The following is a 19,952-nucleotide window of genomic DNA, read 5'->3' on the forward strand; positions in this document are numbered from 1 at the left end:
AGATGAAGAATATTGTAATTTATGCGGGAACGTTCGACCCGATTACTAATGGGCATTTAGATATTATTCGCCGTGCCGCGAGCTTGTTCGATAAAATCATTGTGGCAATTGCCAAGAACCCAAGTAAACAGCCAATGTTTTCACTCGAAGAGCGTACAGCACTAGTTGAACAAAGTTGCCAAACACTAGACAATGTACAAGCGGTCAGTTTTTCAGGCTTGCTTGCAGATTTTGCAAAACAGTACGAAGCAACTGCATTAGTGCGCGGCATTCGTGGTAGTGATGATTTGGAATATGAAATTCAGCTTGCTCAATTAAATGATAAACTAGCCCACGGCTTAGAAACGATTTTCCTACCACCTTCAGTAGAATGGCGTTACCTTTCTTCCACCATGGTGAGAGAAATTCATAAACATCACGGTAATATTGAGCCTTTTGTGCCCGCGTACGTGATAGAATTATTAAAAAATAGAACAGAAAAGGAATAAAAATGAGCCAAGATAAACAAAATTTAATCTGGATAGACCTTGAAATGACAGGCTTAGATCCTGAAAAAGAACGCATTATTGAAATTGCGACGATTGTGACTGATAAAGATCTGAATATCTTAGCAGAAGGCCCTGTTCTTGCTATAAAACAATCTGATGAACTACTGGGTAAAATGAGCGATTGGTGCGTAAAAACGCATACCGAAAATGGCTTAATTAAGCGAGTGAAAGCAAGTAAGCTAACGGAGCGTGCCGCTGAGTTACAAACTATAGATTTTCTTAAAAAATGGGTACCAAAAGGTGTTTCACCAATCTGTGGCAACAGCATTGCACAAGATAAACGCTTTTTATACAAATATATGCCAGATTTGGCGGATTACTTCCATTACCGCCATTTAGATGTGAGCACCCTAAAAGAGCTGGCTCGCCGTTGGAAGCCTGAAATTCTAGAACTATTCAAAAAACAAAATACTCATTTAGCTTTAGATGATATTAAAGAATCAATTAACGAACTGAAGTTTTATCGTGAGTATTTTATTAAACTTGATTAAATTTCCTTTGAATTGATATATTTTTCCTCACTTGCGACATTTTTTAAAAATTTTGCTTGTGAGGCACTGAGAAATTTGTATAATGTCGCTATTCAATTCTGAATGACCTCAAATGCGGGAATAGCTCAGTTGGTAGAGCACGACCTTGCCAAGGTCGGGGTCGCGAGTTCGAGCCTCGTTTCCCGCTCCATTTTTTTCTTCAAATTTCTTCATATCAATTTACTTTTCGTTTTTATTTTAAATAAGTTATTTTTGTTATGACAGAACCTAATGCTTTTTATCTTCCTCACGAAGAAGCTTTATTACAATTCGGGCAACAATTCGCCTCTGCAATTCAAGATTACTTAACGCAAACCCCAAGTGAAGGTGTGGTGATTTATTTGAATGGCGATTTAGGTGCAGGGAAAACCACGCTTACTCGTAGTATTGTTCGCCAGTTTGGTCATCAAGGTAACGTAAAAAGCCCTACTTACACCTTAGTAGAAGAGTATCAACTCTCGCCAATTTCTGTGTATCACTTTGATTTATATCGCTTAGCTGATCCTGAAGAGCTTGAATTTATGGGCATTCGCGACTATTTCCGCCCGCAAACATTGTGTTTATTAGAATGGGCATCAAAAGGCGAGGGAATGATCCCAGAAGCAGATATTCTAGTGCAAATTGATTATGCAGAAGAGGGCAGAAATCTGCATTTATCTCCAAAATCAGAGAAAGGCATCCAAATCACCTCATTTTTGCACAAAATCACAAAAATTTAATCGCTTGTAATTTGTAATAAAAGGAATGATATGAATAAGTTTATCCATTTCTTAACGATCGCATGGTTCGGTCTGTTAAGTGTAAATAGTTATGCAAAAACCGTTGTGGCAATTGATGCTGGACACGGTGGAAAAGATCCTGGGGCCATTGGAAAAAAACTTGGTATTAAAGAGAAAGATGTTACGCTTGCTATCGCTAAAGAATTAAAAGCCTTACTTGATGCCGATCCTAATTTCAAAGCTGTTATGACTCGCAAAACGGATACCTTTGTACAATTACCTGAGAGAACAGAAATTGCCCGTAAAAATCGTGCGAACTATCTGGTTTCAATTCACGCTGATTCATCTCCTCGCTATGATAATATGAAAGGTGCTTCCGTTTGGGTACTTTCTAACCGTCGAGCTAACGATGAAATGGGTTTATTGCTAGAAGAGAGTGAAAAAAAATCAGAGCTTTTGGGTGGAGCAGGACGGATTTTGGCACACAATAACGAACGTTACTTAAACCAAACAGTACTTGATTTGCAATTTTCTCACGTACAACGTACAGGATATGCATTAGGAACAAAGGTGATTGGAAGAATGGCAAAAATTACTTCATTAGCCAAATCACAACCACAACACGCAAGTTTAAGCGTGCTCCGTTCGCCAGATATTACTTCTGTCTTAGTCGAAACGGGTTTTTTATCGAATCCCGTTGAAGAGCAAAAGCTCTCTACAGCAACCTATCGCAAGCAAATTGCAAAAGCAATTTATGATGGCTTAGTTTCTTACCGCAAGCAAAATGGTAATTCTTTAGATAATAAAACAGTTACTGAGAAAGAACCTAAAGTAAAAGTATCTAAAGAAAAAAAAGTAGACAATAAACCTGATATGACGCAAGCGGTCAAAAATAACGAAAAATCAGCAAATCGTACTGAAACTAAAATTGATACTCCAATGGGAAAAGAAAAAACAAACGAGAGCAAAAAAGAAGATTCATCACGTAAAATCCAAAAATCAAATAATAGCTATCACCTAGTTCAACAAAATGAAACGTTGTATTCAATTGCCCGTGTGTACAATACAACACCTGAAAAACTCAGTAAGCTGAATAACATTAAAAATAACAAAATTGTCGTAGGGAAAAAATTAAAGATAGAATAATGCTTTAATGGCTAATTCAAAATGAGTTAGCCATTTTTTATTAGAGAAATATTTATTTCTAGACTCTTTATTTTCAGGTATTATTCTCTCTAATTTTTGCCTATTTTCTAGGCTATTTATTCAACAAGGAATTCCTATGCTAACACATCTTACCGAACAACGCTTTAGCGATTTCCCAATTCACGAAAAAGTGCTTTCTGCCCTTGATAGTAAAGGCTTTGAGTTTTGTACACCCATTCAAGCGCAAACATTACCTATTACGTTAAATGGCAATGATATTGCAGGTCAAGCTCAAACAGGCACAGGCAAAACGATGGCTTTTCTCATTGCAACCTTTCATCATCTACTCACACACGATCTACAAACGCAGAAAAACCAGCCTCGAGCAATGATTCTAGCCCCGACTAGAGAACTTGCAGTGCAGATTGCTTCCGATGCTGAACTGCTAGTTAAACAAACTCGCTTGAAACTCGCACTTGCTTATGGTGGAGATGGCTATGAAAAACAGGTGCAAGAGATTGAAAAAGGTGTTGATATTTTAGTTGGCACAACAGGGCGTGTGATTGATTATGTAAAACAAGGCATTATCAATCTCAATTGCGTACAAGTGATTGTGTTAGACGAAGCGGATCGAATGTTCGATCTCGGTTTTATTAAAGATATTCGCTATTTAATGCGTAAATGTCCGAAGCCAACCGAACGCCTTACGATGCTTTTCTCAGCAACGCTTTCGCCACGTGTACGTGAGTTAGCGTATGAAGATATGAATGAGACAAAATATGTTGAAATTGAACCGCTTCAACGTACAGGGCATCGAATCAAAGAAGAGCTATTCTATCCATCTAACAAAGACAAAATGGCATTATTACTCACGCTCTTAGAGGAAGAGTGGCCTGAACGTTGTATAGTTTTCTCTAATACTAAACACGGCTGCGAAGAAATTTGGCGATATTTACAAGCTGACGGGCACCGCGTTGGCTTACTTACAGGCGATATTCCGCAGAAGAAACGATTGAACTTGCTAGGTAGCTTTACCAAAGGCGAATTAGATATTTTAGTAGCAACTGATGTTGCGGCTCGAGGTTTACATATTCCTGAAGTCACGCACGTGTTCAATTACGATCTACCCGATGATCGCGAAGATTACGTGCACCGAATCGGACGAACAGGGCGAGCAGGACAATATGGACATTCCATCAGTTTCGCGTGCGAACGCTATGCGGTGAATCTACCTGCGATTGAGGAATATATCGGACACGTAATTCCTGTCAGTCAATATGACACAAATGCTTTATTACCTTTACCTAAAGTGAGTCGCCCTCGCTTTAACAAACATTCTTCATCCTCAACACGCTAATATGAAAAAATTACTTATTTCGGTCTGTTCTGCACTTTTTTTAACTGCTTGCACGGCAAAAACAGAAGAAATGTGGACGGATTTCACTGAAGGCTTTCGACACAACCCTGAACGTAAGCCTGCGAAAGTAGCCCAAGGTTATTCTGGCGAATCCCAAGCCAATTTTAATAAAGGAAATACGATAAGCGGTAATGTCAGACATCATAAACAGATTGTTAAAACAAAAACAACGATGATCGGACATCAACGTATTGATACGACTCAATGCAATGATTTAGATGACTGGTATTTAGACGGCTTCCGTGTAGGAAAATCATTTCGTAGTCAGAAAACAGAGATGTTCCAAAAACGCATCCAATATTGCCAAGGAAAATTGCCAAATACTCATCGAAATTACTGGGAAAATGGCTACCAAATTGGCGTAAAATCTTAAAAGGAGAAAGAGCACATTATGACACTCTCAATCGCACAAACCCATTCAGGGAAAACTATTTCACTGGTTGCCAAAATGGCAAACCGCCACGGTTTAATTGCTGGTGCAACAGGTACAGGGAAAACCGTTACATTACGTAAATTAGCTGAAGCATTCAGTGATGAAGGCGTTCCCGTTTTCCTCGCCGATGTAAAAGGCGACCTTTCGGGGATTTCACAAGCGGGCAGTTTTTCAGGCAAAATTGCAGAACGTATCGAACAATTCCAGCTAGGTAACGAAAGCTATTTGAGTGGCTACCCTGTATCTTATTGGGACGTCTTCGGCGAAACCGGCATTCCACTTCGTACTACTATTTCAGAAATGGGCCCGATGCTGCTTGCTCGTTTGCTTAACTTAAACGATACCCAAGAAGGCTTATTAAACCTCGTATTCCGCGTGGCAGATGACCAAGGTTTATTGTTGATTGACCTAAAAGATTTGCGTGCAATGCTCAAATATGTTGCCGAAAACGCCAAAACATTCCAAGTGGAATATGGTAACGTTTCAACTGCAAGCATTGGAGCAATTCAACGGGCTTTACTTGCTCTGGAAAATGAAGGGGCTGAAAAACTCTTTGGTGAACCTGCATTAAATCTTGAAGATTGGCTGCAAACCCGCGATGGTAAAGGCGTGATTAATGTCTTAAACTCAGAGAAATTGATTAATTCACCACGTCTATATAGTGCGTTCTTACTTTGGTTTATGGCAGAACTTTTTGAAATTCTGCCAGAAGTAGGCGATCCAGAAAAACCGAAGTTTGTCCTTTTCTTTGACGAAGCTCATTTATTGTTTGATGGTGCACCGAAAATTTTAGTGGATAAAATTGAGCAAGTAGTGCGTTTAATCCGTTCAAAAGGGGTTGGCGTTTATTTTGTAACCCAAAATCCACTTGATTTACCTGATTCAGTGTTAGGTCAGCTAGGTAATCGCGTACAGCACGCTTTGCGAGCCTTTACGCCTCGGGATCAAAAAGCCGTGAGATCAGCAGCGGAAACCTTCCGAGCGAATAAAGATATAGATGTAGTCGAAGCAATTACCTCACTAGGTGTAGGCGAAGCTTTGATTTCAGTCTTAGATGAAAAAGGAATGCCAACGCCAGTGGAAATTGCATTAGTTTACCCACCCAAAAGTCAGCTCACACCATTAACTGAAACCGAGCGTAGCCGTTTAATGAAACAGGATGATCTTTACAGCCATTATAGTGCTTATGTCGATAATGAATCCGCCTTTGAAGTATTAAATGCTCAATCACAAGCGGTGCAAAATCGAGGGCAAACTGCAAATGCTGAAGAGGAAGAAGGATTTTTAGGAGGAATGCTTGCCTCGATCTTTGGTTCGAAAAAGAAAAAAGATCAATCGCTTGCTGAACAAATAGTGAGCCAAGTGGCTCAACAAGTTGGGAGAAATCTACGCAATCAAGTTACCAAGCAAATTATGCGTGGCTTGCTTGGAGCGATTATAAAAAAATAGGTATATAAAAAAGGGGCTTCATATAGTCCCCAGTCTGGTATTAAATTTAACCGATTTTAGGAGAGAATAAACCCCTCACCTATAGACAAGAACGATTTTATCTACTATGTATCTTTCCTATAACCTACTCCAACCGACTCAAATACTGTTGCCCACCTAATGCAGAAACCTGTCGAATAATCCACACTTGACGTTTTTTCATAATAACTCCTGGGCGATCTACTCGGTAAATATTGGGATTAGGTAGCGAGGCAGCCAATAAGGCAGCTTCATTTAAAGTCAGATTTTTTGCTGATTTCTTGAAAAAAGTTTGGGCAGCCGCTTCCACACCAAAAATACCATAACCAAATTCAGCAATGTTTAAATAAACTTCTAAAATCCTCTCTTTTCCCCAAAGCTGTTCAATGGCAAAGGTTAGTGGTAATTCAATGCCTTTACGAATCCAACTTTGCCCGTGCCAAAGAAACATATTTTTGACCGTTTGTTGGGAAATCGTTGAGCCCCCCCGCACTTTTTTGGATTTCGCATTGTTTTGCAACGCAATTTGAATGGCATTTAAATCAATCCCAAAATGGCTTTCGAATTTTTGATCTTCAGAAGCGATGACCGCCATTTGCATTTGCCAAGAAATTTTATCCAAACTTACCCATTTTTTCTTGATTTCATAAGGTTTTCTGTCTAATAAATGGTTAATTTTTTGTTGTACCATATAAGACGAATAGGGTACAGGTACAGTACTAAATAATAAAATAACACCCAATAATCCCACTAAAAGCGGCGTCCCAACTCGGCTTGAGCCAAACCATGCCCATCCTAATTTACTTGTTACTTCTTTTGGTATGTAAAAACTCAATACCAAATTAAAAAGCTTTTTGGCACTTTTAAATAAACCTGATGAACGACGCTTTCGGCTTTTTCTACGCTTTACCATTGAGTTTCTCGTTCGTCCAAGTTAAAAACTCAGCATCAAGCGTTTTTAGCATATTCGAACCGCGAGTGATAGTTGCTGCACTGGTATTCAATTTTTGCTGAATTTCACGTTGAGACAAATCATTACTCAGCAAATGTCTCACAATTTGGGTGCGTAAGCCTAAAGAACCACGTTCATCTGGCGTTAAGAAAAGTGAAAAGAATTGCTCTAATTTGTCTTCTTTCACCGCTTGCTCAAGCAGTTCGACAAACTGTTGCCATTCTTTTAGATCACGCTGTAAATAAATCGTTTTCATTATCTTTTTAAATTTAGTTTGTAAACAAGCGGTTAAATTTTATGAAAAAACAACCGCTTGTTAAGTTCATTATTTTTTACGTTGATCATCCACTTCAGCACCTTTCGGTACACTGAACTTGAATAAATCGTTTGATAAATTTGATGATGCAATATTACGCAATAAATAGAGATTACTTTGTCCATCGCGTTCAATAGTACTAAAGCCTTTCATTACGCCATTTGCATCAATTCGCACGTCAAACTGTTTAATACTGCTTTTTTTCGCTTTTGGTTTTAATACGAAAGTATCGGCATTTTGGGTCACATCATATTGATCCCAATGGCTTTTGTTATTGCTAGTTAAGAGCACAAAAGGCGTATTATTCACTGCATCTTCAACTGTATTTACGGTCACTTGTGAAACAAATGGATCATAGAACCATAAATTTTTGCCATCAGAGATAATCTGATTTTCTTGCGGTTGTTGGGTATCCATTCTAAACAAGTTTGGGCGTTTTACCATAAACTTGCCTTTACCTGATTGAATTTGTTTACCTTTGCTAGAACGTACGGTTTGATCGAAATCCGCGCTATATTGGGTCACTTTTTCCAAACGGCTTTGCAATTCTGCCACCGCTTTTTCATCCGCCCAAGCGGTTGAAATTAGCGAAAAAATTGCAATACTAAACAACGATTTTTTGAATAATGTGTTCATTGATTTTCCTTTTATATTGGGAATGAATTTGCTCGTTTGACAACAAGGAAACAAAAAGTTTCCCGTTGTACTATTAGACTAGTATTAAAAACTAGTGTGCTTCATCCCAATTATCGCCCACACCAACATCTGCAATCAATGGTATGTGCAATTTTATCGCTTTTTCCATTTCCGTCTTAATCAACTGGCTGTAATGTTCGACCATTTCCGCTTTCACTTCAAATACCAACTCATCGTGTACTTGCATAATCATTTTGATGTTTTCATCCCCCAGAATTGCTTTATCAATACCAATCATCGCAACTTTGATAATATCTGCTGCCGTTCCTTGCATTGGTGCGTTGATTGCCACACGTTCTGCCGCTTTGCGACGCATTGCATTGCTTGATTTAATTTCAGGCAAATATAATCGTCTTCCTAACAGAGTTTCTACATAACCTTGCTCTGCAGCTTTGGTTTTAATATCTGTCATAAATTGCAACACATTCGGATAGCGGTTGAAATAAGCATCCATATAACTTCTTGCCTCTTGGCGAGAAATGCCGAGCTGGTTCGATAAACCAAATTCCGACATGCCATAAATCAAGCCGAAGTTAATCGCTTTCGCATTGCGACGTTGTTCGTTAGTCACTTCTTCAAGAGACACACCGAAAATCTCCGCGGCTGTTGATCGGTGAATATCCTTACCCTCTGTAAAGGCTTTTAGCATACCTTCATCGTGGGCAAGATGTGCCATAATGCGAAGTTCAATTTGCGAGTAGTCCGCTGCCACAATTTTGTAGCCTTCACGAGCAATAAAGGCTTGGCGAATACGTCTGCCCTCTTCGTTTCGAATTGGAATATTCTGCAAATTCGGATCACTCGAAGAAAGTCGCCCTGTTGCGGTTACTGCCTGATGATAAGAGGTATGTACTCGTCCTGTTTTTGGGTTAATCATCTGCGGTAATTTATCAGTATAAGTCGATTTCAACTTGCTTAATCCACGATGTTCTATCAACAATTTTGGCACGATATGCCCTTCTTGAGCCAATTCCTCCAACACTTCCTCGTTAGTTGAAGGAGCACCTTTAGGCGTTTTTTTCTTCACAGGCAAACCGAGTTTTTCAAACAAAATTTCTTGTAGCTGTTTCGTAGAAGCCAGGTTAAACTCCTGCCCCGCAGCTTGATGCACTTCTGCCTCCACTTCCGCCAAACGCTGTTCAATCTCTTGGGATTGTGCCAACAGCTTTTGCGGATCAATCAATACACCATTGCGTTCAATATGCGAAAGCACACGCACTAGCGGCATTTCAATATCGTTAAACAGTTTCAACAAAGTCGGCGTTTTTTCAAGCTCTGGGAACAAGGTTTGATGCAATTTCATCGTTACATCTGCATCTTCTGCCGCATATTCAGAGGCAACATCTAACGCAATTTTATCGAAGGTCAACTGATTTTTACCCTTGCCCGCAATCTCTTCAAATGCAATGGTTTTATGCCCTAAATAACGTTCTGCCAAGTCGTCCATATTATGACGCCCTGTGCTATTTTGGGTGTAAGATTCCAGCATTGTATCAAACGCCACACCTTGCACTTCAATGCCGTGATTAGCAAATACCGTTAAATCATATTTGATGTTCTGCCCAATTTTTTTGATCTGCTCGTCTTCCAAAATCGGCTTTAATTGTGCTAAACAAGCGGTTAAATCAAGCTGATTTTTTACTAATTCATAGCCCAAGGTTGCAGTGCTTTCTACAAACAAATCGCCCTGCCCAGCTTGTTCGCTCACTTCTTCTTTGTGAGTCAATGGAATATAGCACGCTTCACCAGAAGCTAGTCCAAATGAAATCCCTACAAGCTCTGCCGACATCACATCCAACGCATTCGTTTCGGTATCGACTGCAACCAATTTTTCTTTTTGGATTTTCTTTATCCATTTTGTAAGTTGTGTTTCTATCGTTACCGTTTCATATTTTGAACGATCGATCTCTACTTTCGCAAAACTTTCTGTTTTTTCCACCGCTTGCGTGACTTCATAATTGGTTGGAATACGTTCTTTGGTGCTAGTCGTCACAGGATTTGTGCCGTTCATCACCTCATTGAGCCATTTTTTAAACTCATATTTACCGAAAAGCTCCACCAATTTATCGCGATCTTGCGGTGAAGTAGTGAGTTGATCGTGAGTAACGTCCAACTCAACATCAGTTTTGATCGTTGCCAATAAATAAGAAAGATCCGCCATCTCTTTTTCAGCTAACAATTTCGGAGCAAACGTTTTTGCCCCGCGGAAACTTAATTCCGCCACTTTATCTAAATTTTCATAGATGGTTTTAATTGAGCCAATACCTTGCAACAAGGCAAGTGCGGTTTTCTCGCCCACACCTTTTACACCAGGAATGTTATCCGACGAATCGCCTTGTAACGCAAGCCAATCAATCACTAATTCAGGTGGAATGCCATATTTCTCAATTACGCCTTCTCGGTCAAGTAAGGTGTTATTCATCGTGTTAATCAGCATAATATGATCGTTCACTAATTGTGCCATATCTTTATCGCCGGTGCTGATTAGAACGTGCTTACCTTCTTTTGCAGCTTGCACTGCAAGCGTACCGATCACATCATCGGCTTCCACACCTTCAACCGAAATCAGCGGAATCCCCAATGCCTTAATAATGGCATGTAGCGGTTGGATTTGGGAACGTAGCTCATCTGGCATCGGCGGACGATGCGATTTATATTGTTCAAACAGCTCATCACGAAAAGTCTTACCCTTAGCATCAAATACCACCGCAATATGGCTAGGCTCAACTTGTGAAATCAAACTTTTCAACATATTTACCACACCATACATCGCCCCCGTAGGCTCGCCCTCTCGGTTAGTCAACGGTGGAAATGCGTGAAACGCACGATACAAATAAGAAGAACCATCCACTAACACCAGTGGATTTTGTGCAATAGTCGCCATTCAAAACTCTCTTAATAAATACTTAGATAAAATTGCGGGTATTATAACGAAAACAAGCGGTTAAATCTTCTAAGAGTTTTACAAAGAACAATTTTGCAAAAAGCTAATAGAATTTAACCGCTTGTGAAGGAGATTAAACAATGACACTTTGATAAGTCGATAACTCACGATCAGCGTATTTAACGACATCGGCGATCACTAATTTCTGAATAGCTGAGCCTAATGTTTTCATTAACTTATAATCAGGATCATTATTTTTTGTTGGTAAATGGCATTTTAAATTATAGGATTTTGAAGATCTCAATTTATTCCCATATTCAAACCTACCTCTTAATGCTTTCTGAATACTACCCGCAAGTATTAACATTACATTCTTGCTTTTCTCATTTTCTCTATTCCAATATACACCCACATCATCAGACGCACCAAAAACAATAGAGCGATAGAACGTATTACCAAAAATATCAATAGTTATTGAATTTTTAGGAAATTGAGTAACAAAATTACCAATATATTTTACGACACCAGTATTTGTTATCCCAGACATAACAAATGGCAAATCTCCAGATATTTGATCAGATTTTGTTAATCTTTCTCCTTGTTGAATTGAATCGAATAATGAACTAAACGTAAATTCATCCCAATCAACCTCACTAAAAGAATCTATCACTCGTTGTTCTTCATCGGTCAATGTATAGTTTGATAGCCCTGTTACTTGTAAATAGCCTTGCAGTTCCTGCAACCGTTCCGCTTGCAGTTCCTGCAACCGTTCCGCTTGCAGTTCACTAATAAAATGATGCATATAAGAAATATCTGGCTGTTCATTTCTTATAGGAAGAAAAATTACCAAGTTATTTAACGTGTTCATTGTAGGATAGCTCGAATAATTCTTATCAAAGATTTTTAACCCACTATTTATACAAGCAATCATATATTTATAGTGGCTTATAATCCAATCAAACTTTGGAGTTAATAAGAATAAATTTTGGCTACCATACCATTTGTGTTTTCTAAATTGAGCAATATTTTCACCAACTTGAATAACAGAAAATGTGTTGCCATTATTAGGCTCAAATCCCAAATGTTTCACATAACCTTGAATACCATTGTTAATCGACGTTCTTCCAATAAACTCATAATCGTTACCGTTACTATTGTTTGATAATTCTATATTACCCTTATCAAAGCTAACAGAAGTATTTATAGTAAACCAATCTTTTAAAATTGTTCTTTTCCATTCTCCCCCACTTGCTAAAAATTCTTCTTCTAATTTCTGCAAGCGAGAGTTAATTACTTTCCCTGTTCACCTTCCTTTTTTAATAATTGTGAAACTTCCCACGCTAAATAATCGGCAACGGTTTTCTTAAAATCATCAAGGGTAGGTTTCGTATCAATTTTTTTGTGTTGAGTGAAATTCCAATCGCAACCAGCATTATCGCCTGATACCGAGATTTTATCTTCAATATATTCATTTTCAGTAAAGTGATTTAATTCTCCTTTACCAAATTTTACTAAATCAACTAATTCCTGATAACGTTCTGTTGCATGATCAACATTACGTAAATTTGTACTGGCTTTCGCTTTTTTACGGCTTGAGCGTTTGTAGCCATCATTTGTAAAATCAATAAATTTTACTAGTTGTTTTTCTTCATGTTTTTCGCCAACTTTAAACACATAAATTGCTGTTTGCACGCTAGACTTACCAATAAATATATCAGCTGGCATTTTTATACTTGCAATCAAAGAATGTTTTTGCAGAATACGTTGATTAATTTCTTTTGCTTTACCTGTTCCCGCGGAATCTTGAATAAGAACCGCTGCATAACCTTTATTCATCATATTCAAGGCTTTTTCAACAAAGATCATACCGTTACCTTCTTTAGAATAAGGAGGGTTCAGAATAAAGGCATCTGCTGGAAATGCTTTATCTTCAAATCCTTTCCCTTCAAAGTCAGATAATGAGTTTTTATTTAATACATTTGAACTGCCATCTCCCATTAAGATCATATTTAAAATGGCTAACATATATACGCTAGATAAGATCTCAACACCTAATAATTGATGAGCTTTAATATGAGCTTCTTTTTGACGTAATTCATCTGGAGATGTAATGCTGTTTTTAGCATCAATTAGCATCTCATTCATTGCAGCAACAAGTAAACCTGCCGACCCCGTTGCAAAATCCCACACATAAGAATCTTTATTTACACGAGCTAATTTAGCTAAAAGTGTTGCAACATAAGACGGTGTCAAAACAACATCATTTAATTTATCTTGACTAAATCCAAGCCAAGAATACATTTCATTAAATAATTTTCCTGTAAAATCGGTAGTTAAGCCAATTTTGTAATAAATACCCAAATCATCAACAATTTTTATAAATACTCGTTTTAATTGACTTTCTCCATCAACAACTTTGTTGATATTCTCTGTCAAAATAGTATTTGATAATGTTCGAACAATTAAGTTTTTCTTTTCCTGAGGTAAATTTTTAGCTGATAAAAAAGCGTTTATTTTTCTGATTAGAATATCGCCATCTCTTTCCCCTTCTTCTGTTTTAGATTTTAAATCTTCTTTTTCAAGCGGAGAAACCTTACCTTGAACACCTAAAGTTGCCATAATAGATGCTGCAACTAAATAAACCCTATCATTTTCGCCTAATCCAGATTCATTCTGATAAATATCATTATTTAGTTTTGTCAAACTAGCATCTATTTCATTTTCACGTTTAGCTTTTATTCTTTCTAATTCATTTTGAGATAAAGAAAGATTATTTACTTGTGTAATAAAATCTTCAAAATGCTCAGGAGCTAAGAATGAAAAATCTGAGAATTCTCCTATTTTTTGTCCAATACCTAAATTTGCTTTAGATACATAATACACACCAATTTCATAGCATAACTTATCTGTATGAGATTCTTTATAACCAGTCATACCAATCGCAATAATATCGGTATAACTTGTATGATGTAATAATGCATTGGCATAATGCACGGCACCATTTACTGCATATCCATTGATATTTTTAAAAATAGGTTCATTCTTAGATGAACGATTTTCAACATTTCCATCCGCATCTAGTTTGGCTAATTTATCTTTATAACCTTTATATTCAATAAGAATTGGGTAATCTTTTTGAGTAATATTTGAACGCAATAATAATTTTGCATCGGGACGATTTCCGCCAACGCCTCCATTTTTGCTGAAGTAAGCATCTAAAGCTTTATCAATTTCCGTATTTAATTGTTCTTGCTCTAATTTATAGTTGAGTTTATACGAGGCTAACCAGCCGTTTGCTAAATTAGCAATGTTCGGTTCAACCGATTGAATTTTTGACGGAGACTTAGCCATTTAAGCCTCCGCATTTATTTAATATAGAAGTGAAAGCGGTGAGATTTTTTGAAAAATTTACAATTTTTTGCTTGCAATTAACGTTAAGTTTGTGCAGTGCAGTGCAGTGCAGTAGCATTTTTTCGTCCTTAATTTATGAATGTCAATAGAATTTTGAAATTATAAAGAAAAAACGGCTAAATTTCCTTAATCTTGTGATTCAAACCAGAAAATTTAACCGCTTGTTTTTCTTTACTTAATTTAGCCTTTGGTTGCTTGTTTCATTTCTCTTACAAACGCACCAAGTTCTTCGAGCAATTTCGCCTGATTATCTAAATTTCGCTCAATAATTTTTACTGTTGCAGAACCTGAAATCGCACCAGTAGCACCCAAAGCTAAAGCTTCTTTTACTTGTTCGGGCTGTGCAATGCCGAAGCCTTGTAAAATTGGTGGAGCATTATGGGCTTTAAGCTGTTCTACAAGGGTGCCCAAATTTGCTGCGTGAGCTTGATTTTCAGCACTGGTTACGCCTGCACGTGAGACCAAATAAGTATATCCTTCGCTATTTTCCGCTACACCTTGGATCGTTTTCTCGTCCGCATTTGGTGGGCAAATAAAGACAGGTTGAATGCCGTGTTTTTTAGCTGCTTGCACATAATCTTCTTTTGCCAGTAACGGAATATCTGCTACAAGCACAGCATCAACACCGACTTCTGCACAATGTTGATAAAAAGCCTCTAAACCTTTGGCAAAAATTAAATTGGCACAAAGTAATAAGCTAATCGGAATCTCTGGATATTTTGACCGCACTTTTTCCAATAGTTTAAAGCTATCTTCACTGCTATGACCTGCAGTTAAAGCACGATTATTCGCCGCTTGGATAACAGGGCCATCAAGGAGTGGATCGGAAAAAGGAAAACCGAGTTCTAAAGCATCCGCGCCGTTATCGACAAGTGTACAAATAATCTCAAAAGAGCGGTCGAAAGTAGGGTCGCAAAGGGTAACGAACGGCACGAAAGCACCTTCATTTTTTGCTTTAAGTGCAGCAAATTGCGTTTCAAAACGGCTCATTAGTTTGTGCCTCCATTTAAAATTTTATCAACGGTAAAAATATCTTTATCGCCTCGTCCTGAAAGATTAACCACTAAAAGTTGTTCTTTTTCAGGATTTTGTTTAATCAATTTCAAGGCATAAGCTAATGCGTGTGAGCTTTCTAATGCAGGAATAATACCTTCGTGTTTTGCCAATTTTTGGAATGCGTTGAGGGCTTCTTCATCAGTAATCGATACATAATCAGCACGACCAATCGCATTTAAATAAGCGTGTTGTGGCCCGACGGAAGGGAAATCTAAGCCTGCAGAAATGGAGTAGGATTCCTCAATTTGTCCATCTTTATCTTGCATAATTGGCGATTTCATTCCGAAGTAGATACCTGTTGTGCCGTGTTTGAGCGGTGCACCGTGTTCGCCCGTTTCAATACCTTTACCCGCAGGTTCTACGCCGATGAGTTTCACAGCGGTTTCTTCAATGAAATCCGCAAACATACCAATTGCATTCGAGCCGCCACCGACGGCAGCAATCACTGCATCAGGTAAACGACCTTCTCGTTCGAGAATTTGACGTTTAGTCTCAATCCCAATCATTTTTTGGAATTCTCTCACAATCGTCGGGAATGGATGGGGGCCTGCAGCGGTGCCAAGTAAATAATGGGTGGTTTCATAGTTTGCTGACCAGTCTCGCATCGCTTCACAACAGGCGTCTTTTAAAGAACAAGAGCCTTTTTGTACAGGAATCACTTCTGCACCCATCAAACGCATACGGAACACATTTGGCGATTGACGCTCAACATCTTTTGCGCCCATATAAACACGGCATGGCATATCTAACATAGCACAAGCAAGGGCGGTCGCCACACCGTGCTGACCCGCACCAGTTTCGGCAATAATACGCGTTTTGCCCATTCGTTTGGCAAGCAAAATTTGTCCTAACACTTGATTGGTTTTGTGCGCACCACCGTGTAATAAATCTTCACGTTTAAGATAAAGTTTAGTTTTTGTGCCTTTGGTTAAGTTACGGCAAAGGGTAAGTGCGGTCGGTCTTCCCGCATAATTTTTGAGTAAATCAGCAAATTCTGCTTGGAATGTAGGATCATTTTGAGCCTCCACAAAGGCTTGTTCTAATTGCTTTAAAACAGGCACTAAAATTTCTGGCACATACATTCCGCCAAATTCGCCGAAATAAGGGTTGAGAAGTGTGTCTGACATATTTTTTCCTATTATTTTTTAGTTATCTTTTGCAACGCTCATTCCCGCAAAAGATTGAGCGGTTGGCATTACTTCAATGCGATTAATGTTCACGTGTTCAGGTTGTTGATGAAGCCATAATACAATGTTCGCAATATCTTCAGGCTGAACTGATTGCACGTTTTCATACACTTTTGCCGCTCTTTCATCATCGCCGTGAAAACGCACATTAGAGAACTCCGTACCGCCACATAAACCCGGTTCAACATTGCTTACTCGAATTTTTGTGCCTGCCAAATCGGCTCGTAAATTTAAGCTAAATTGTGTGACAAAAGCTTTAGTTCCACCATATACATTACTGCCTGCATAAGGATAAGTACCTGCAATTGAACTCAAATTGATAATCTGCCCGTAATTACGAGCCACCATATTTGGCAACACAAGACGAGTGATAGTAACCAATCCTTTAATGTTGGTATCGATCATCTGATACCAATCTTGTAAATCTGCTTTATGAGCTGGCTCTAATCCCAAGGCTAAACCTGCATTATTCACTAATAAATCGACCGCTTGCCAGCCTTCAGGAAGGGTATTTAGCGCGTTAATTGTGGCTTGTTCATCGCGAATATCAAAGGCAAGTGGTAGAAAATTATTTCCTAATTGTGAATGAATTTCTGCTAATCGATCTGCACGTCTGCCCGTACCAATCACTTTATAGCCTGCTTCGATCAATTTTTTACAGATCGCCAAGCCAAAGCCTGCGGTTGCACCTGTAACTAGTGCGGTTGTGGTTTTCATTTTGTTTCTCCTATATTTATATGCACTACTAAGATAGTACAGTTTAAAAAGTTATGCAAGATTGAAAAAACAAAAGAGGTCGAATCTCGCTTGTTAAAACGTATTCAACCCCCTTTGTATTAAGCGAATAAGGCTTTGTAACCCAAAGTACACATCAATAGACCTACAGTAATTACCAACACTTTTTTGATAATTTCACCATTACTGTGAATTGCATGTTTACTACCAATATGGTTTCCTACAAGGTTAGCAATAATCATTGGAATACCTATTAAAAATGCCATTTTACCTGCAATAATAAAAGATACGAATGCACCAATATTAGAGGAAAAATTAAAAATTTTAGAGGTCGCAGAAGCACGCAATAGACTTAATTTATTAATTAAGAATAATGCTATAATAAAAATACTGCCTGTACCAGGTCCAAAGAAACCGTCATAAAAACCAACTATTAAACAGGTAATAAAAATAGATAATGCTGAGTTTTTAATTTCTTGCTCTTGATTTTCTTGCTTGAGTAATTTTCCTTTAAATAAAGTGGCAGCTAAACCCAAAGGTAAAAATGCAAAAATAATATAGTTAATAACATGTGTTGGTAGCATTAAAATAACTTCTGCCCCAATATAGGCACCTAATAATGCAGAAACAATCCCTATGGGAATAATTTTCCAAACTATAGATTTGCTTTGCATAAAGTTTTTAATAGCCGCGATTGTGCCAATAGTACTAACTAGTTTTTCTTGACCTAATGCTAATTGAGGAGGAAGACCAACCATTAAGAATGCAGGAATTAAAATTAAGCCTGCACCTCCAGCAATAGAATCAATATAACCTGCTACAAAAGAAGCCATTACTAATAAACAAATACCAAGAATAAAATAGTTAGCAATAATACTATTATCAATAAATAAATTTTCCACTTTTTGTCCTTATTTAGTTCTTAAATGATGATTACATTCAGATGATGCAAAATATTCTTTGAGAGGTTTATTATAGGTACCAAATAGTCTAATTAACCATCGGTCATTCCCATCAAATTTTGCCTTAAATCCATTTCTTGTATATAATATTTTCTAATTATCAAATGTTACTATCTCTCTAAATTAAGGACTGCAAGTTCCATTACTTTATTTTCAACATATCTGATAGAACGAAGTTTTTGTGCGTCTGATTGATTTTTTAATACTAAGCCATTCGATTTAATCTTGCTTAATGCAAGTTGATAAAGCTCATTGTTAGTTTGCATACTAGATCCTTTTATTTTTATATATATTAAATGTAACAAAATTGTTACATTCAAAATAATACTGTATTTGAAACATAAGTCAATCCTTTAAATTTTTATTCCGCAAACGTTTGCTTGATGATATAATCTGCCCGATTTTTATTTCAACTGATTGAGGTTAATCGTGAGCAACACACAACTGAGCTACAAAGATGCTGGCGTAGATATTCACGCTGGGAATGAATTAGTCGAACGTATCAAAGGCGATGTAAAACGCACTCGCCGCCCTGAAGTCATGGGCGGATTGGGTGGTTTCGGTGCATTATGTGCTTTACCAACCAAATATAAAGAGCCAATTTTAGTTTCTGGCACAGATGGCGTTGGCACAAAATTACGCCTTGCGATTGACTTGAAAAAACACGATACCATTGGTCAAGATTTAGTGGCAATGTGTGTGAATGACTTAATCGTACAAGGTGCAGAACCGCTTTTCTTCTTAGATTACTATGCTACAGGGAAATTAGACGTTGATGTGGCAGCAAGTGTGATCAAAGGTATTGCAGACGGTTGCGAAATGTCTGGCTGTGCGTTAGTCGGTGGCGAAACCGCTGAAATGCCAGGAATGTACCACGAAGGCGACTACGACTTAGCGGGTTTCTGCGTAGGCGTGGTAGAAAAATCAGAGATTATTGACGGCACAGCAGTGAAAACGGACGATACCTTAATCGCACTCGGTTCAAGCGGTGCACACTCAAACGGTTATTCGTTAATTCGTAAAGTGCTTGAAGTAAGTGGTGCAAATCCAGCGGACTTATTGGAAAGCAAATCACTTAGTGAACATTTATTAGCCCCAACCAAAATCTATGTAAAATCAATTTTACAGCTGATCAAACAGACAGAAGTTCACGCCATTGCTCACTTAACAGGCGGTGGCTTCTGGGAAAATATCCCGCGTGTATTGCCTGATAACACTAAAGCAGTGATTGATGAATCAAGTTGGCAATGGCCTGCGATCTTTAACTGGTTACAAGAAAAAGGCAATATTAGTCGTTATGAAATGTACCGCACTTTTAACTGTGGCGTAGGTATGGTAATTGCATTACCAGAAAAAGAGGTTGAAACCGCTCTTGCATTGCTTGAACAAGCGGGCGAAAAAGCGTGGGTTATCGGCAAAATTGCACCTCTTGGCGAAGGCGAAGCACAGGTTGAGATTCAATAATAAAATCTTAAATTTCAATTCAGCCCTTT

19 protein-coding genes and 1 tRNA gene are annotated in these 19,952 nt (G+C 38.1%); 9 read left to right on the forward strand and 11 right to left on the reverse strand.

All coding sequences use genetic code 11. The features are described 5' to 3' along the window. The first annotated feature begins 2 nt into the window (after positions 1 to 2). The 8 genes from coaD to B0185_RS03465 all read left to right on the forward strand — a co-directional run bounded on the left by coaD (position 3) and on the right by B0185_RS03465 (position 6,242). Positions 3 to 488, forward strand: coding sequence for a pantetheine-phosphate adenylyltransferase (coaD, locus tag B0185_RS03430; protein WP_005705328.1), 486 nt, complete (start codon positions 3 to 5; stop codon positions 486 to 488). Between the two features lie 2 nt (positions 489 to 490). After that, the gene (gene orn / locus B0185_RS03435) at positions 491 to 1,039 is read left to right on the forward strand and encodes an oligoribonuclease (protein ID WP_005705339.1); all 549 of its coding nucleotides are present in this window, start codon (positions 491 to 493) and stop codon (positions 1,037 to 1,039) included. Positions 1,040 to 1,153: 114 nt separating this feature from the next. Then, positions 1,154 to 1,229 (forward strand) — tRNA-Gly (locus B0185_RS03440). 67 nt (positions 1,230 to 1,296) lie between these two features. Next, positions 1,297 to 1,797 carry a tRNA (adenosine(37)-N6)-threonylcarbamoyltransferase complex ATPase subunit type 1 TsaE gene (gene tsaE / locus B0185_RS03445; RefSeq protein WP_005706655.1) on the forward strand — a complete coding sequence of 167 codons (501 nt, stop codon included), beginning with the start codon at positions 1,297 to 1,299 and terminating at the stop codon, positions 1,795 to 1,797. Positions 1,798 to 1,827: 30 nt separating this feature from the next. Then, entirely contained in the window at positions 1,828 to 2,943 is a 1,116-nt protein-coding gene (locus B0185_RS03450) for an N-acetylmuramoyl-L-alanine amidase (RefSeq protein ID WP_005706727.1), read from the forward strand. A 136-nt stretch (positions 2,944 to 3,079) separates the two neighbouring features. Then, positions 3,080 to 4,300 carry an ATP-dependent RNA helicase RhlB gene (gene rhlB, locus B0185_RS03455; RefSeq protein WP_005706698.1) on the forward strand — a complete coding sequence of 407 codons (1,221 nt, stop codon included), beginning with the start codon at positions 3,080 to 3,082 and terminating at the stop codon, positions 4,298 to 4,300. Between the two features lies 1 nt (position 4,301). Continuing rightward, on the forward strand, positions 4,302 to 4,733 hold the full coding sequence (locus B0185_RS03460; RefSeq protein ID WP_005706724.1) for a hypothetical protein: 432 nt from the start codon (positions 4,302 to 4,304) through the stop codon (positions 4,731 to 4,733). Positions 4,734 to 4,751: 18 nt separating this feature from the next. Continuing rightward, the gene (locus B0185_RS03465) at positions 4,752 to 6,242 is read left to right on the forward strand and encodes a helicase HerA-like C-terminal domain-containing protein (RefSeq protein WP_005706707.1); all 1,491 of its coding nucleotides are present in this window, start codon (positions 4,752 to 4,754) and stop codon (positions 6,240 to 6,242) included. 124 nt (positions 6,243 to 6,366) lie between these two features. Here the strand turns inward: B0185_RS03465 and mtgA are convergent, their stop codons facing one another. The 11 genes from mtgA to B0185_RS03520 form a co-directional block, all read right to left on the reverse strand. Continuing rightward, a complete protein-coding gene (gene mtgA / locus B0185_RS03470) occupies positions 6,367 to 7,173 on the reverse strand; it encodes a monofunctional biosynthetic peptidoglycan transglycosylase (protein ID WP_005706688.1) in 807 nt (268 codons plus the stop codon). Beyond that, positions 7,160 to 7,468 (reverse strand): trp operon repressor, encoded by a 309-nt coding sequence (trpR, locus tag B0185_RS03475; RefSeq protein ID WP_005706681.1) that lies wholly within the window; start codon positions 7,466 to 7,468, stop codon positions 7,160 to 7,162. The genes mtgA and trpR overlap by 14 nt, the downstream gene beginning before the upstream one ends. A 69-nt stretch (positions 7,469 to 7,537) precedes the next feature. Further along, the gene (gene lolA / locus B0185_RS03480; RefSeq protein WP_005706692.1) at positions 7,538 to 8,164 is read right to left on the reverse strand and encodes an outer membrane lipoprotein periplasmic chaperone LolA; all 627 of its coding nucleotides are present in this window, start codon (positions 8,162 to 8,164) and stop codon (positions 7,538 to 7,540) included. 91 nt (positions 8,165 to 8,255) lie between these two features. Beyond that, complete coding sequence (polA, locus tag B0185_RS03485) at positions 8,256 to 11,108, reverse strand: DNA polymerase I (protein ID WP_005706697.1); 2,853 nt, start codon at positions 11,106 to 11,108, stop codon at positions 8,256 to 8,258. 133 nt (positions 11,109 to 11,241) lie between these two features. Continuing rightward, a complete protein-coding gene (locus tag B0185_RS03490) occupies positions 11,242 to 12,387 on the reverse strand; it encodes a restriction endonuclease subunit S (RefSeq protein WP_005706683.1) in 1,146 nt (381 codons plus the stop codon). Positions 12,388 to 12,398: 11 nt separating this feature from the next. Further along, positions 12,399 to 14,459 (reverse strand): N-6 DNA methylase, encoded by a 2,061-nt coding sequence (locus B0185_RS03495; RefSeq protein WP_005706686.1) that lies wholly within the window; start codon positions 14,457 to 14,459, stop codon positions 12,399 to 12,401. Positions 14,460 to 14,699: 240 nt separating this feature from the next. Next, positions 14,700 to 15,509 (reverse strand): tryptophan synthase subunit alpha, encoded by an 810-nt coding sequence (trpA, locus tag B0185_RS03500; protein WP_005706710.1) that lies wholly within the window; start codon positions 15,507 to 15,509, stop codon positions 14,700 to 14,702. Beyond that, positions 15,509 to 16,702, reverse strand: coding sequence for a tryptophan synthase subunit beta (trpB, locus tag B0185_RS03505; RefSeq protein ID WP_005706693.1), 1,194 nt, complete (start codon positions 16,700 to 16,702; stop codon positions 15,509 to 15,511). Before trpB ends, trpA begins: the two co-directional genes overlap by 1 nt. An 18-nt stretch (positions 16,703 to 16,720) precedes the next feature. Beyond that, complete coding sequence (locus tag B0185_RS03510; RefSeq protein ID WP_005706717.1) at positions 16,721 to 17,479, reverse strand: SDR family oxidoreductase; 759 nt, start codon at positions 17,477 to 17,479, stop codon at positions 16,721 to 16,723. Positions 17,480 to 17,598: 119 nt separating this feature from the next. After that, on the reverse strand, positions 17,599 to 18,399 hold the full coding sequence (locus B0185_RS03515; protein ID WP_005706721.1) for a sulfite exporter TauE/SafE family protein: 801 nt from the start codon (positions 18,397 to 18,399) through the stop codon (positions 17,599 to 17,601). A 170-nt stretch (positions 18,400 to 18,569) separates the two neighbouring features. Beyond that, positions 18,570 to 18,725: a hypothetical protein gene (locus B0185_RS03520; RefSeq protein WP_005706666.1), complete on the reverse strand. Its 156-nt coding sequence runs from the start codon at positions 18,723 to 18,725 to the stop codon at positions 18,570 to 18,572. Between the two features lie 163 nt (positions 18,726 to 18,888). On the opposite strand from B0185_RS03520, the gene purM reads away from it, so the two are divergent. After that, positions 18,889 to 19,923 carry a phosphoribosylformylglycinamidine cyclo-ligase gene (gene purM / locus B0185_RS03525; RefSeq protein ID WP_005706664.1) on the forward strand — a complete coding sequence of 345 codons (1,035 nt, stop codon included), beginning with the start codon at positions 18,889 to 18,891 and terminating at the stop codon, positions 19,921 to 19,923. Positions 19,924 to 19,952: the final 29 nt, after the last annotated feature.

Source organism: Haemophilus parahaemolyticus, assembly GCF_002015035.1.
GTDB lineage: Bacteria > Pseudomonadota > Gammaproteobacteria > Enterobacterales > Pasteurellaceae > Haemophilus_A > Haemophilus_A parahaemolyticus.

Coding starts and splice junctions, on each gene's coding strand:
- polA (WP_005706697.1), bottom strand. CDS start 11,108: ATGGCGACTATTGCACAAAATCCACTGGTGTTAGTGGATGGTTCTTCT.
- trpA (WP_005706710.1), bottom strand. CDS start 15,509: ATGAGCCGTTTTGAAACGCAATTTGCTGCACTTAAAGCAAAAAATGAA.
- B0185_RS03510 (WP_005706717.1), bottom strand. CDS start 17,479: ATGAAAACCACAACCGCACTAGTTACAGGTGCAACCGCAGGCTTTGGC.
- B0185_RS03450 (WP_005706727.1), top strand. CDS start 1,828: ATGAATAAGTTTATCCATTTCTTAACGATCGCATGGTTCGGTCTGTTA.
- lolA (WP_005706692.1), bottom strand. CDS start 8,164: ATGAACACATTATTCAAAAAATCGTTGTTTAGTATTGCAATTTTTTCG.
- B0185_RS03495 (WP_005706686.1), bottom strand. CDS start 14,459: ATGGCTAAGTCTCCGTCAAAAATTCAATCGGTTGAACCGAACATTGCT.
- rhlB (WP_005706698.1), top strand. CDS start 3,080: ATGCTAACACATCTTACCGAACAACGCTTTAGCGATTTCCCAATTCAC.
- tsaE (WP_005706655.1), top strand. CDS start 1,297: ATGACAGAACCTAATGCTTTTTATCTTCCTCACGAAGAAGCTTTATTA.
- B0185_RS03520 (WP_005706666.1), bottom strand. CDS start 18,725: ATGCAAACTAACAATGAGCTTTATCAACTTGCATTAAGCAAGATTAAA.
- B0185_RS03465 (WP_005706707.1), top strand. CDS start 4,752: ATGACACTCTCAATCGCACAAACCCATTCAGGGAAAACTATTTCACTG.
- trpB (WP_005706693.1), bottom strand. CDS start 16,702: ATGTCAGACACACTTCTCAACCCTTATTTCGGCGAATTTGGCGGAATG.
- coaD (WP_005705328.1), top strand. CDS start 3: ATGAAGAATATTGTAATTTATGCGGGAACGTTCGACCCGATTACTAAT.
- mtgA (WP_005706688.1), bottom strand. CDS start 7,173: ATGGTAAAGCGTAGAAAAAGCCGAAAGCGTCGTTCATCAGGTTTATTT.
- orn (WP_005705339.1), top strand. CDS start 491: ATGAGCCAAGATAAACAAAATTTAATCTGGATAGACCTTGAAATGACA.
- B0185_RS03460 (WP_005706724.1), top strand. CDS start 4,302: ATGAAAAAATTACTTATTTCGGTCTGTTCTGCACTTTTTTTAACTGCT.
- trpR (WP_005706681.1), bottom strand. CDS start 7,468: ATGAAAACGATTTATTTACAGCGTGATCTAAAAGAATGGCAACAGTTT.